This is a genomic window from Paenibacillus sophorae (assembly GCF_018966525.1).
Taxonomy (GTDB): Bacteria; Bacillota; Bacilli; order Paenibacillales; family Paenibacillaceae; genus Paenibacillus_AQ; species Paenibacillus_AQ sophorae.
On sequence record NZ_CP076607.1, the window covers coordinates 2,869,234 to 2,882,551 of the forward strand.

Annotated in this window: 11 protein-coding genes; 10 read left to right on the forward strand and 1 reads right to left on the reverse strand. The window is 55.7% G+C overall.

All coding sequences use genetic code 11. The features are described from left to right. Window positions 1-198: 198 nt before the first annotated feature. Complete coding sequence (locus KP014_RS13435) at window positions 199-846, forward strand: O-methyltransferase (RefSeq protein WP_036605092.1); 648 nt, start codon at window positions 199-201, stop codon at window positions 844-846. A 32-nt stretch (window positions 847-878) separates the two neighbouring features. On the opposite strand, the gene KP014_RS13440 is transcribed toward KP014_RS13435, so the two are convergent. Next, window positions 879-2,105 carry an MFS transporter gene (locus KP014_RS13440; protein ID WP_036605090.1) on the reverse strand — a complete coding sequence of 409 codons (1,227 nt, stop codon included), beginning with the start codon at window positions 2,103-2,105 and terminating at the stop codon, window positions 879-881. 206 nt (window positions 2,106-2,311) lie between these two features. Here KP014_RS13440 and hemE point away from each other — a divergent pair, with 206 nt between their 5' ends. The 9 genes from hemE to KP014_RS13485 all read left to right on the forward strand — a co-directional run bounded on the left by hemE (window position 2,312) and on the right by KP014_RS13485 (window position 13,202). After that, window positions 2,312-3,379 carry a uroporphyrinogen decarboxylase gene (hemE, locus tag KP014_RS13445; protein ID WP_090834551.1) on the forward strand — a complete coding sequence of 356 codons (1,068 nt, stop codon included), beginning with the start codon at window positions 2,312-2,314 and terminating at the stop codon, window positions 3,377-3,379. Between the two features lie 38 nt (window positions 3,380-3,417). Further along, window positions 3,418-4,374 carry a ferrochelatase gene (gene hemH / locus KP014_RS13450; RefSeq protein WP_036594903.1) on the forward strand — a complete coding sequence of 319 codons (957 nt, stop codon included), beginning with the start codon at window positions 3,418-3,420 and terminating at the stop codon, window positions 4,372-4,374. Continuing rightward, a complete protein-coding gene (gene hemG / locus KP014_RS13455) occupies window positions 4,371-5,864 on the forward strand; it encodes a protoporphyrinogen oxidase (protein WP_036594900.1) in 1,494 nt (497 codons plus the stop codon). Before hemH ends, hemG begins: the two co-directional genes overlap by 4 nt. Before the next feature lie 201 nt (window positions 5,865-6,065). Beyond that, window positions 6,066-7,472 carry a CapA family protein gene (locus KP014_RS13460; protein WP_090834552.1) on the forward strand — a complete coding sequence of 469 codons (1,407 nt, stop codon included), beginning with the start codon at window positions 6,066-6,068 and terminating at the stop codon, window positions 7,470-7,472. Between the two features lie 70 nt (window positions 7,473-7,542). Beyond that, complete coding sequence (locus KP014_RS13465) at window positions 7,543-8,274, forward strand: glycerophosphodiester phosphodiesterase (RefSeq protein WP_036592527.1); 732 nt, start codon at window positions 7,543-7,545, stop codon at window positions 8,272-8,274. 39 nt (window positions 8,275-8,313) lie between these two features. Continuing rightward, a complete protein-coding gene (locus tag KP014_RS13470) occupies window positions 8,314-8,937 on the forward strand; it encodes a fumarylacetoacetate hydrolase family protein (RefSeq protein WP_036592525.1) in 624 nt (207 codons plus the stop codon). A gap of 34 nt (window positions 8,938-8,971) precedes the next feature. Continuing rightward, window positions 8,972-9,775, forward strand: a complete 804-nt coding sequence (locus KP014_RS13475; RefSeq protein ID WP_036592523.1) for a DUF92 domain-containing protein — start codon at window positions 8,972-8,974, stop codon at window positions 9,773-9,775. A 39-nt stretch (window positions 9,776-9,814) separates the two neighbouring features. Then, complete coding sequence (locus KP014_RS13480) at window positions 9,815-11,755, forward strand: ABC-F family ATP-binding cassette domain-containing protein (protein ID WP_090834553.1); 1,941 nt, start codon at window positions 9,815-9,817, stop codon at window positions 11,753-11,755. A gap of 262 nt (window positions 11,756-12,017) precedes the next feature. Next, complete coding sequence (locus KP014_RS13485) at window positions 12,018-13,202, forward strand: MalY/PatB family protein (protein ID WP_246590719.1); 1,185 nt, start codon at window positions 12,018-12,020, stop codon at window positions 13,200-13,202. The last annotated feature ends 116 nt before the right edge of the window (window positions 13,203-13,318 follow it).

Sequence of the window (13,318 nt, forward strand, 5' to 3'; positions counted from 1 at the left end):
TAGGTATGTGAGTAAAGCCAGTACAATCAAGTAGAAACGTCCGGTGCCTCCCTTTAGGGGCAGACCTGCATCTCGTAGACAGTTATACTTAATATTTCAAGTATAGGCGAAGGAAGGACGCACCACAACGTCCCGATTGCCCGGGGGACGGCATTGCTTCCCTACATATGTAGAATGTGAACAAAAAGGAGATCAGATATGCTTAATCAAGAACAATACTTTAATCAAGAGATATACAGTGAGCAGCTATATACGGAGGATGAACTTCTGCTGTCGGTAAAAAAGGCCATCCGTGCAGGCGGCATGCCCGAAGTGTCGATTGCGCCGGGTTACGGAAGGCTGCTGAGCATGCTCGTTTCGCTATCCCGCGCATCCAGCGTGCTGGAGATTGGAGCGCTTGGCGGATACAGCGGCATTTGCCTCGCTAGAGGCCTGGCTTCGGGAGGAACGCTAACCTCTTTGGAACTGAAGCCGGAATATGCCGAGATGGCACGCCGCCATCTGGAACTTGCCGGGTTCGGCGGCATGGCCGAATATCGGACAGGCCCCGCTCTGGACAGTCTTGCCCGGCTGGCGGAGGAAGGAAGAACGTTCGATTTCTTTTTTATCGACGCCGACAAGGAGAACTATCCGAACTATCTGGAATACGCGATACTGCTGGCGAAGCCGGGAGCGGTCATCGCGGGCGATAATATCTTCCTGCGCGGACGTACCCTGAATACGGACAAGAACGGACCTGCGGTGCAGGCGATGCGCCGTTTTAACGAAATGATCGCGGGTGACAGCCGGCTTGCCAGCACGCTGCTGCCCGCTTATGACGGACTCGCTCTTGCGATAGTGAAATAAAGGCGGAGCGGGCCGGAAATTTTAGTAGTTAGTTAACGAAACAGCCTCAGCGGGGCAGCCTTGTACAGCATGAAACGGACCCATATCGTATTGAGCAGCAGCATGGCGCCAGAGACGATGAACAGGCCTTCGATGCCTATATACCCAGCCAGGAAGCCGCCGATCAGCGATCCCAACATGTTGCCGAGGGCCAGCGTGCTGCTGTTGAAGCCGAAAGCCCGGCTCTCCTTGCCATCCGGTGTATAAGAACGGATCAGGGCGTTTACGCTCGGAAGAAGTCCGCCCATGAAGACGCCCATTAGAAAGCGGACGAATATGAGCTGCCAGACGCTGCCGACGAACGCCTGCGGAATAACAAACAGGGCAGCGCCGATCAGAGCGTAGGTCAGAATCCGGTGGGCGCCGACCTTATCGCTGAGTTTGCCGAGTACCGGCGAGGCAATCATATTCGAGACCCCTGTCACGGCGGTGACCACACCTGCCCAGAACGCGATATTGACAGCGGTCCCATGCAGCCTCTCGACATATAAGGGCAGCAAGGCCATCGGGCTGATCATGGCGAACTGGATCAGGAACGTGACGGCGAACAGCGCCGGAAGCTGCGGAACCTTGATGAGGTCTTTTAATCCTTCAAACGTGGATACCTGCGGCTTGTGAGCGGCTTCCTCGCGGTTGAAATTCTCTTTAACCAGGAACATGGCGAGCAGAGTGGCGATGGACAGCAGCAGGCCAATCACGTAAAAAATCGGACGGAATCCGATCCAGTCCGCCAGCAGTCCGCCGATCAGCGGTCCGAGAATCGTTCCGGCCACGGAGCCGGACTGCATAAGGCCCATAGAGAAGCCCATCCGATGCTTCGGCGTCGTCCCCGAGACGAGCGAGATGGAAGCGGGATTGAATCCGGAGATGGTGCCGTTGAGCAGCCGGAGAAGGAGCAGCTGCCAGGGCGTCTGCGCAAAGCCCATCATCGTGATGACGATTGCCATGCCAAAACCGGATCGCAGCAGCATGATTTTACGGCCATATTTGTCGGAAAGCGAGCCCCACAGCGGCTGAAACAGAAACGAAGTCATAAAGTTGGCGGAAAAAATAATACCGGCCCAAATCCCGACGGCATCCCCACGGACGCCGAGGTCCTTGGCCAGATAGAGCGACAGAAACGGGGTAATCATCGTCATCCCGGCATTCACCAGAAATTGTCCAAACCAAAGCACATAGAGATTGATCTGCCAAGTCTCCCAAGTTTTCCACTTTTTCAATGTGCTTTCACATCCTTTCAAAATTCAAACAGTTCACAAAGATGACATTCTAGTAGTATACCATAATTTTCTTTGGAACCGGAGACGCATTCCGTCCTTTGTCAAGTAATTGTCATGGCTTGTAAGGTGTGACGGTTGTTACATTCTTTTAAAAAGGGCATAATATAATTTGAGAAAATTTTATCTAAACTTATGGAGATCTTATCATGACCTATAACGATACTTTTATCCGGGCCTGCAAGAAGCAGGAGACGGAGCATATCCCTGTGTGGTATATGCGGCAAGCAGGCCGCTACGATCCCGAATACCGGAAGATCAAGGAAAAGTATTCACTGCTTGAAATCAGCCGGCAGCCTGAATTGGCGGCGGAAATTACGATGATGCCGGTGCGTAAACTGGGCGTTGATGCGGCCATTCTATATTCAGACATCATGAATCCGGTTGCCTCTATCGGGGTGGAATTCGACATTGTGCAAAATATCGGGCCTGTGATTGAGCATCCGATCCGCAGCGGAACCGACGTAGAGAGGCTGAAGCCGGTGGATGTGGAAGGCGATCTCGGCCATATTTTGGAAACGATCGCAATTCTGGATAAAGAACTGAAGGTGCCGCTGATTACATTTGCCGGCGCTCCCTTTACGATTGCCAGCTATCTAATAGAAGGCCGCCCATCCAAGAGCTATATTCGCACTAAAGAGCTGATGTACACGCAGCCCAGTGTCTGGGAGATGCTGATGGACAAGCTCGGCGACATGGTTATCGCTTATCTGCGGGCTCATGTCCGCAGTGGAGGCAAGGCGTTTCAATTATTCGACAGCTGGGTGGGGGCCTTGTCGCCGCAGGATTTTGAAGTCTTTGTTCTGCCGACGGTCTCCCGTATTTTTGCCGAATTATCCGATTTAGATGTGCCCAAAATCTATTTTCCCGGCGTGAGCTCCGGCGAACTGCTGTCCACCCTTACGGGACTTCAAGCGGATGTGATTGGTCTCGACTGGCGGGTGTCGCTGGACGAAGGCCGGCGCAGAACCGACGGGAATTTTGCGATGCAGGGCAATCTTGATCCTTACATCCTGACCGCTCCGATGGAACTTATCAAGGATCGCGCGAAAGCCCTAATTGATGAAGGCATTCGTAAGCCCGGCTTTGTGTTCAACCTGGGGCACGGTCTGTTCCCCGAGGCGTCGCTGGACAAGCTGCGTGAATTGACGGAGTACGTCCACGACTATTCCAAGGAAGCGCTGGCGCTCAAGGAAGCCTCAAGGCTTCGCTCCTGAAAATCGCTCATAATTAATCGCAAAGAGGTGATCCCCACGTGACAACACAAATCGGCGTTCTCGTTATGTCCTACGGCACTCCTGAAAGCCTGGAGGGTGTTAAGTCCTATTATACGCATATCCGGCGCGGCAATCCGCCATCGGCGGAACAGCTGAAAGATCTGAAGGACCGCTATGAAGCCATAGTAGGCGGAGTGTTCCCGCTGCGGGAAAATACGGACCGTCAGGTAAAGGCGCTGCAGGAAGCGCTAAACCGAGATAATAAGGACAAGGATGTCGAATATATTTGCTTTCAGGGCCTAAAGCACGCTCGTCCTTTCATTGAGGATGGAGTGGAGCGAATGGCGGAGAGCGGCATCAACCAGGCGGTGGGCATCGTGCTCGCTCCGCATTATTCGGTCATGAGTGTCGGTGGCTACATCAAACGGGCCAAAGAAAAAGCGGAAAGCAGCGGCATCCAAATGACATTTGTGCAAAGCTACCATCTTCATCCGCAGCTTATCGAAGCGCTTAGCCGGCGCGTATCCGCAAGGCTGGACCAGTACGAGGAAGCGGGCGCGAACCGGGAGGACGTTCGGGTGCTTTTCAGCGCCCACAGCCTGCCGGAGCGAATTCTCTCCATGGGCGATCCATACCGGGATCAGCTGCTCGAGACTTCAAAGGCCGTTGCGGAGCAAACCGGGGTTACTTCGTGGCAGTTCACTTGGCAAAGCGCCGGAAGAACGGCGGAGCCCTGGCTTGGGCCGGATATTCTCGATACGCTCCGCGAGCTGAGCAAGGAACAGGTGGAATACGTGCTGTCCGCCCCGATCGGATTCGTATCCGACCATCTCGAGGTACTGTACGATCTGGATATTGAAGCCCAAAGCGTTGCTGCCGAGTTGGATATGCGTCTGATGCGGATTGAATCGCTGAACAACGACCCATCTTTTATGGCGGTGCTGAGCGACGTGGTGCGGGACCGGGCTGGCGAACTGAAGGCAGGACGGCCATGAACGGAGCTTCACGCAAAGTCGTCATTATCGGTGGAGGACTGAGCGGCCTAAGCGCCGCTTTTTACGTACGCAAATATTATAAAGAAGCCGGCATCCGGCCGGAAATTGTCATTCTCGAGAAAGAGCGGAGCCTTGGCGGGAAAATTGAGACCCTGCATAAGGACGGTTTCGTCATCGAAAAAGGGCCGGATTCATTCCTGGCCCGCAAGCAGGAAATGAGCGACCTGGCGAAAGAATTGGAGATCGACCATGAGCTGGTTACGACCAATCCGAACGCCAAGAAGACATATATCTTGCAACGCGGCAAGCTGCTTCCGATGCCAGCCGGCCTTATGCTGGGCATTCCTACGGATATTAAGCCCTTTATAGGGAGTAGGCTCCTCTCCTTTCCCGGCAAGCTCCGCGCGCTGATGGATTTCGTTATTCCGCCCCGGCGTTCGAAGGAGGACGAGCCGCTCGGAGAGCTGATTGAGCGGCGTTTCGGCACAGAGGTGCTGGAGAACTTGACGGAGCCCCTCTTGGCCGGTATTTATGCGGCGGATATGCGCAAGATCAGCCTGCAGGCGACCTTTCCGCAGTTCGGTGAGATTGAGCGGCAGTACGGCAGCCTGATTCGCGGGATGATGACGGGGAAAAAGCCTCAGGAGACGCATACCGGCACGAAAAAGAGCATGTTCCTGACCTTCCGTCAGGGCCTGCAAAGCCTCGTGCATGCACTTGTGCATGAGCTTCATGATGTGGAGCAGCGCACGGAAACCGCCGCGATTGCTATTTATGACCGGATTGCCGAAACGAATATCGGCACGACCGAGGCCGAGGGAGCGGCGGCCCAGGCTGCTTTGGAATCAGCTGCTTCTCCGCAAGCGCGCTACGCGGTAGAACTGGGGAACGGCGACTTGCTGCCTGCGGACGACATCTATATCACGGTTCCCAATTTCGCGGCGGCCGAGCTGCTGCGTCCGCATGTTGATGTATCGGCATTGGACGCGGTAAACTATGTATCGGTAGCCAATGTAGTTATGGCCTTTTCCGGCAAAGAAATGGACGGCAATTTCGACGGCTCGGGCTTCCTGGTTCCCCGGAAGGAAGGACGGAATATTACGGCCTGCACCTGGACTTCGGCCAAATGGCTGCATACGAGTCCCGATGACAAGGTGCTGCTGCGCTGTTATGTCGGACGTTCAGGCGACGAGCAGAATGTGCAGCTGCCGGACGAAGCGCTGGAAGAGTTGGTGCGCAAGGATCTGCGCGAGGTTATGGGCATCACGGCCCAGCCGTTATTCACGGAAATTACGCGTCTGCCGAACTCGATGCCGCAGTACCCCGTTGGGCATCCGGCTGCAATTGCAGGGCTCCGCAGCGATCTGGCGGCCGTTCTTCCGGGCGTGCACGTATTTGGTGCCGGATATGACGGAATCGGCATGCCGGACTGCATCAAATTTGCGAAGCTTACGGCGAAGGCGGCTGCCGAAGGCCTGCAAGCGAACTAATCTTCATACCTTATCATATGATCTCGATATCAGCTTTACGGCGAAGCTTGGGTTCTGCCCCCGCTTCGCCGTTTTTGTTTTTACAGCATGTTATTCGGGAGACATGAGGCCTTTTTCCTTCTTCATTCTTGCTTGTTCGGGGGAGATTGATAGATATGATATAATAGAACGAGTTTAGCGGGTAAAGGAGTCAGAACACATATGTATCCCCCTAGATCCAGCAGAAAAAGAAGCAATACGACCAGAAAGCAGAGAAAAAATCGAATCTGGTCTTGGATCAACATCAGCCTGCTGGCGCTGATTACGGTTATGCTGTTTTATTTTTTCTACAGCGGAGCGGGCCGCGATAGCATTCCTATCCCCGAGACGGGAACGGCTTCGCCTTCACCGGAGGGATCAGCGGCGCCGGGAACCGCCGGAGCGGCTGATCCCGTGGCATCGGGCGGGGCTTCAGCTGCTCCGTCAGGCGAGCTTCAGCCGACATTTTCGGCGGATGCTGTCCCGTCCGCGGAAGCCGTGCCGACGCCGTCTCCCGCAGCCAGCGAGGGCAGCATGACGGCGCCGTCCGGCGCTTCACAGCAGGCGTCGGGCGCCGGGGCTGATGGAGCCGAAGGTAACGGGCCGTCGGCGGGACTGCCGGAAGGCGAGGAAGGAAGCGGAAAGACGGTGACGCTGAATTTTGCGGGTGACGTTATTTTTGCCGGTAAAGTCGGTGAGCTGTTGAAGCAGAAGGGCTACGATTATCCGTACGCCCGTCTGGGCGGTATGTTCCTGCAGGATGATCTTTCAGTCATCAATCTGGAAACGCCTGTCACCGAGCGAGGCACGGAGGCAAATAAGACCTTTGTGTTCAAGTCGCCTCCGGAGGCGCTGAATGCGCTGAAGGCGGCGGGAGTGGATGCCGTTAATTTGGCGAACAACCATACGCTGGATATGGGCGAGCAGGGGCTGCGGGATACAATGGCCAATTTGGACCAGAGAGGCATTCCGTTCGTCGGGGCGGGAGTAGATTCCGCTCAGGCTTACTCGGCGCAGTATTTTACCCGCAAAGGAATAACCATCGCTCTGCTCGGCTTTACGCGGGTCATGCCCGAAGCCGGATGGGCGGCCGGCAAGGGCAAGCCCGGCGTAGCCTCCGCTTACGACAGCGGTCCGGCGCTTAAGGCGATAGCCGAAGCCAGAAAAAAAGCGGATATTGTTGCCGTTGTTGTCCATTGGGGCCAGGAACGGGCGGATCAGCCGAACGCGGTTCAGCAGACGCTAGGCCGGAGCTTTATCGATGCAGGGGCGGATCTCGTAATTGGAGGGCATCCCCATGTCCTTCAGGGACTTGAGCCGTATAAAGGGAAGTGGATCGCGTACAGTACGGGCAACTTTATTTTTACGCGTTCTTCCACGAAGACCACCTGGGAGACGGCGGTGTTTCAGGCCGAATGCAGCGTCAAGGGACAATGCTCGATGAAGCTCACGCCTTTTGAAGCCGAATTGGGCCAGCCGGTGCCGATGAGCGCCGCTGACGGGCAGAAGCTGCTGCAGCGGGTAGAATCACTCTCTTCCGGCAAAGTGGAGATCGACGAAGAGGGCAGAGTGACGGAGGCCGGCCGTTAGCATGGCGGCAATCCACAGCCTGTACACCTCGGAGGATGTTTACATTTTTTGCGGGAGGGCTTTCTGAATGATGAACAACTTGTGCGTCGCCCATCGGGGATTTTCCGGCAAGGCACCGGAGAACACGCTTGCCGCAATCCGCATGGCGCTGGAACTTCCGTATGTGACCTGGATGGAAATCGACGTTCAACTGACAAGGGATGGAGTACCTGTTGTAATCCATGATTACAGCCTGGACCGGACGACCAATGGCCGCGGTAAAGTGAAGAATATGGACTGGAGCCATATGCGGCTTCTCGATGCCGGAGGATGGAAGGGCCGCGCCTTTCGAGGCGAAGGAGTTCCTTCACTGGAAGAGGTGCTAGATCTGTGCAAAGGACAGCTGCGGCTGAATATCGAGCTGAAGAACGCCGGCAATCTGTATCCCGGAATCGAAAAGACGGTTACGGAGCTGATTGCTACTAAGGGGATGCAGGGCGAGGTCGTCCTGACTTCGTTCGACCCCGGCACGCTGCTAAGGTGCGAAGAAGCCGATCCCGGCATCCGCCGGGGACTCATCTTTGACTCCAGATGGGGCGATCCGGCCGGGCGCGTGCGTGAATTGGGCTGCTCTTTTTTATCCATCGGCTTTTCCCGCCTTACTCCCGGGCTGGCCAGATTTTTGTCGGGGCGAGGGGTTGGCATCATGGCCTGGACGGTGAATAAAGCGAAGGAGATGCGTCGCCTGGCGGACATGCATTCTGATATAATGATATGTACGAATCGCCCGGATATTTGGGGGGAGACGTTTTTGGGAAAATGAATGACTAAACAAACTGACGGGAAAGAGAGCTGAATGCCAATGTGCGCTGCTGTAAACAACTTATACTGTGTGGGACGGAACTACAAACTTCATGCGGAGGAACTCGGCAATAAAGTGCCAACCGAACCGTTGATTTTCTTGAAGCCGTCTCATGCGGCCGTTCGTCTTGACAAAGAAACCATTCAGCTGCCGAAAGATTCCGGTCAGGTTCATTATGAAGGCGAGCTTGTGCTGCGCATCGCGCGTGATTACGTTCCGGGTATGAGCGTGGAAGAGCTGGTGGATGTCATGGCTTTGGGACTGGATTTCACACTGCGGGACGTTCATAACGACCTGCAAAAGAGAGGGCTTTCCTGGACGCCGGCCAAGGGTTTTAAGAATGCCGCGCCTCTGACCCCATACATCGCGTTTCCTTCCAAGGAAGAACTGGAAGCGACCGATTTCACGGTCCGCAAGAACGGTGAAGAAGTGCAGCGGGGGAATGTGAAGAACATGATTTTTTCGCTGCAGACGATTGTGGATTTCATCGGCACCCGCTACGGGCTGGGCAAGGATGACGTGATCTTCACCGGCACGCCCGCAGGCGTCGGTCCGACCGTTTCGGGCGATTCGTTCGAGCTGTATTGGGGCGACCGGCTGATGGGGACCTGCCTGATCGGATAACTGAATCTAAGGACCATATAATGGAGTTGAAATCATGCAGTGGGTAATCGGCGTCTTTGGCGCCTTGTTCGTTGCCGGAGCGGCTTATTTTAAAGGCTCGCTGAGTTTATCCGGGATGTTTGCCGCCGTGCTCATGGGCACCGTCTATTTCGGAGCGGGTAACGCCTTTTGGTTCGGAATTTTGCTGCTGTTCTTCATCTCCTCCAGCCTGTTGTCGAAGCTCAGGGCGGAGCACAAGGAGGAACTGGAACGGTCATATGCAAAGACTGGCAGACGGGACGCCGGCCAGGTGTTCGCCAACGGCGGTCTTGGCATGCTGTTCGTTCTGCTGAATGCCGTGTACCCGCTGCCTGCATGGGAGCTGCTCTTCGTCGGCGTGATGGCGACGGTGACCGCGGATACGTGGGCGACGGAATGCGGGACTCTGAGCAGAAAGCCGCCAAGGTCGATCCTGAACGGCAAAAGGCTTCCGACCGGCGCGTCCGGCGGCGTCTCGCTTCCGGGCACGCTTGCGGCCGCAGCGGGCGGCCTCCTAATCGGCATCGCGTCGTGGATTCTTCAGCAGCTGCCCCGAATGACCGGAGAGTCACTTGCCGTACTGGCGGCTGCGGGCCTTCTCGGGGGACTCGTTGGCGCTTTTGCCGATTCCCTGCTCGGCGCTACGGTGCAGAAGATGAACCGCTGCACCGTATGCGGCCGTGAGGTGGAAAGCGAAGTCCATTGCGGTCTGCCCACGGCACATGCAAGAGGGTGGCGCTGGATGAGCAACGATGCGGTGAATGCGCTAAGCTCGATTGCTGGAGGAGCTGTGGCGCTGCTGATCGGCGGTCTGATTTGATTGTCAGTTCCAAATATATAGGGAAGGCGAATAACAACTATGAATATTATGACGGTAGAGCATCTTGTCAAAAGTTACGGAGAAAAAGTGCTGTTCCAGGACGCGTCCTTCGGTATGGAAGACCGTGACAAGATCGGCGTCATCGGCGTGAACGGGACCGGCAAATCGACGCTTCTGCGGATTATAGCCGGGATTGAAACTCCCGATGAGGGGCAAATTGCCATCGGCAATGATGTGCGCGTACAGTTTTTGGCGCAGAATCCGCCCTTTAATCCGGAGTATACCGTGCTTCAGCAGTTGTTCGCCGGAGATAATCCAGAGTTGGCCGTCATGCGGCGGTACATGGAGACAATGGCGCTGCTTGAAGCCGATCCGGGTAATGCCGAATTGGAACAACAGTTGGTCCGCCAAGGTCAGGACATCGACGCCGCAGGGGTCTGGCATTTGGAGAGTGAAGCGAAAAGCGTGCTGTCCAAGCTCGGGATTCAGCAGTTCGACGCGCGCATGGCGTCGCTCTCCGGCGGACAACGCAAACGGGTTGCGCTGGCGGCGGCCTTGATTACTCCTTCGGAGCTGCTCATTCTGGACGAGCCTACTAACCACATCGATACGTCCTCGGTCGCCTGGCTGGAGCAGTACCTGCAGAAGCGGCGCGGCGCGCTGCTGATGGTCACTCATGACCGCTACTTTCTGGAGCGGGTGGCGGGTGTTATGCTGGAGCTGGATCAGGGACGATTGTTCCGCTATGAAGCGAACTATTCCCGCTTCCTGGAGCTGAAGGCCGAGCGCGAAGAGCGGGAGGCCGCTTCCGAGCAGAAGCGGCAGAATCTGCTGCGCAGCGAGCTGGCCTGGATTCGGCGCGGCGCCAAGGCGCGGTCGACGAAGCAGAAGGCGAGAATCGAGCGCTTCGAGAAGCTGAGAGATCAGCAGGGCGTATCCTCTGGCAGCCAGCTGGAGATTTCCGCCGCCTCGACAAGGCTGGGGCGCAAAATTCTCGAAATTGAGGATCTGGCGATGTCCAGGGGCGGCCGGACGCTCATTAAGGACTTGAGCTATATTGCCGTTCCGCAGGACCGCGTCGGCATCGTCGGGCCTAACGGCAGCGGCAAGTCGACGCTGCTGAACCTGATTGCTGGCAAGCTTCAGCCGGACAGCGGCGAAGTCGTGCTTGGACCGACGGTGAAGCTCGGTTATTTCACCCAGGAGCATCAGGATATGGACGACTCGCTGCGGGTGATTGAATACATCAAGGAAGAAGCGGAAGTTGTCCGGACGGCGGACGGCTCCGCCATTACGGCGGCCCAGATGCTGGAACGCTTCCTGTTCCCGCCAGTGATGCAGTGGACGCCGATCTCGAAGCTGTCCGGCGGAGAGAAAAGGAGACTGTATCTTCTGCGCGTACTGATGAGCGCTCCCAATGTGCTGCTGCTGGACGAACCGACCAATGATCTGGATATCGGCACACTTGCGATATTGGAGGACTATCTGGATGAGTTTCCTGGTGTCGTCTTTACCGTCTCGCATGACCGGTTCTTCCTGGACCGGACGGTGGACAAGATCATCGCGTTTGAGGACGGAATGATCCGGGTTCATGTCGGTGATTACAGCGAGTACGAGGAGTGGCTGGCTAAGAATGCGCCGGTCCGCGGCTCCGCAGCAGATGGGAAAGATGATGCGGCGGCCAAACGCGGCGCAGGCAGCCAATCTCTGCAAGGCGAGCCAACTCAAACTCCGGCCCGGGAAAAGCTGAAATTTTCCTTCAAGGAACAGCGGGAGTATGAAGAGATTGACAGCCTCGTTGAGCAGGCTGAACAACATCTAAGCTCCATTGCCGCGCAGATGGAAGCGGCCTTTGCCGATTCCGCGAAGCTCCAGCAATTGGTAGAGGAGCAGCGCGCGGCCGAGGCGGAACTAGAGCGGCTGATGGAGCGCTGGACTTATTTGAACGAACTGGCGGAGAAAATCGCGAACAAATCGTAACGGGTCCGTTTGCAGCAATGACTGAGGAGGCGGATTTATGCGAACGATGCTAAAAGAGGCGGTCCGGATGCGCGAAGAGGGGCGGCTGCCACGGCGAGGATAAGCTTCTTTTGCTTCTTGGCAGTACATATCGAACGCTAGGAAATTACGAATATGCCCGAGCCATTAGCTTTTATGCCGATAATCTCGACCAGGTATGGCAATAGGCGAACAATGGAAGCGGAGTATAGAAGATAAGAAACTAAAAGATGGGGTGAGAGCATTGACAAAGTATGATTTTGACCGTGCCCAGGACCGGACCAATACGCATTCCTACAAATGGGACCAAGTGGAAAAGCTGTTCGGAAACAAGGACATTTTACCGCTGTGGGTAGCGGATATGGATTTCGAAAGTCCACCGGCTGTGAAAGAGGCGCTGGTTCGGCGCGCAGAGCAGGGTATTTACGGATACTGTATCCTAAGCAATTCGTACATTGACTCGATCACCGGATGGTTCCGCCGCCGCCACGATTGGGAGATTTCCAAAGAGTGGATTTCGCAATCGCCTGGTATCGTGACTACTCTGAGCCTTGCTGTTGAGCTGTTCAGCGAACCGGGAGCCGAGGTCATTTTGCAGTCGCCGGTATACTATCCTTTTTACGATGTTATCAAAATGAACGGCCGCAAAGTAGCCGACAATCCTCTTGTGCTCCGGAACGGACGCTATGAAATGGACTATGAGCAGTTGGAAGGGCTGATGAAGGGCGGCGCCAAGCTGCTGCTGCTGTGCAGCCCGCATAATCCCGGTGGACGGGTGTGGGAGCGCGAGGAGCTGCTGCGGCTCGGTGAGCTATGCCTGCAATACGGCGTTACCGTGGTTTCCGACGAAATCCACTGTGATCTGGCACTTCCCGGACACAAGCATATTCCATTTGCCTCGCTGTCCAAGGAGCTGTCGGACATTACGCTCATGGCGCTGGCTCCGACCAAAACCTTCAATCTGCCGGGTATTCACTCCTCTTTTATCGTGGCATCGAACCCGGAAATGAAGCGTAAATTCGAGACGCGGATCAAGACACTTAGTCTGCATATGGCCAGCTTTTTCGCCCAGGACGCGGTAGAAGCCGCCTATACCGAAGGGGATGAGTGGGTTGACGAGCTGATCACCTACATCAACGGCAACATCGAGTACGCTACCTCTTATCTCGCCGAGCATCTGCCGCAAGTCAAGGTAATGAAGCCTGAGGCAACCTATTTACTGTGGGTGGACTGCCGGGCGCTGGGTCTAAATGGAGCGGGGCTGAAAAAGCTGATGTATCAAGAAGCCGGCGTTGCTTTTAATGAGGGTTCGGTGTACGGAAGCGAAGGGGAAGGGTTTCTGCGGATCAATGTGGCTTGCCCAAGATCCATTTTGCAGGCAGCCTTGGAGCGTTTCAGCGCCGCTGCGGCGAAAGTTGTTGTGAAGTAGATAGAGTGAAAAAAAGCTGGCGTCCGGTTTCATGGCGCCAGCTTTTTGGTGACACAATGACAAGCGCGTCAGCGCGTCTGTCCCGTTAGCATACAAGGGAGGCCGGAGGGCCTCCC

Bases quoted from the DNA above. Each gene is read 5' to 3' on its own strand.
- KP014_RS13435 (WP_036605092.1), top strand. From the start codon at position 199: ATGCTTAATCAAGAACAATACTTTAATCAAGAGATATACAGTGAGCAG.
- hemE (WP_090834551.1), top strand. From the start codon at position 2,312: ATGACCTATAACGATACTTTTATCCGGGCCTGCAAGAAGCAGGAGACG.
- hemG (WP_036594900.1), top strand. From the start codon at position 4,371: ATGAACGGAGCTTCACGCAAAGTCGTCATTATCGGTGGAGGACTGAGC.
- KP014_RS13460 (WP_090834552.1), top strand. From the start codon at position 6,066: ATGTATCCCCCTAGATCCAGCAGAAAAAGAAGCAATACGACCAGAAAG.
- KP014_RS13465 (WP_036592527.1), top strand. From the start codon at position 7,543: ATGAACAACTTGTGCGTCGCCCATCGGGGATTTTCCGGCAAGGCACCG.
- KP014_RS13470 (WP_036592525.1), top strand. From the start codon at position 8,314: ATGTGCGCTGCTGTAAACAACTTATACTGTGTGGGACGGAACTACAAA.
- KP014_RS13475 (WP_036592523.1), top strand. From the start codon at position 8,972: ATGCAGTGGGTAATCGGCGTCTTTGGCGCCTTGTTCGTTGCCGGAGCG.
- KP014_RS13480 (WP_090834553.1), top strand. From the start codon at position 9,815: ATGAATATTATGACGGTAGAGCATCTTGTCAAAAGTTACGGAGAAAAA.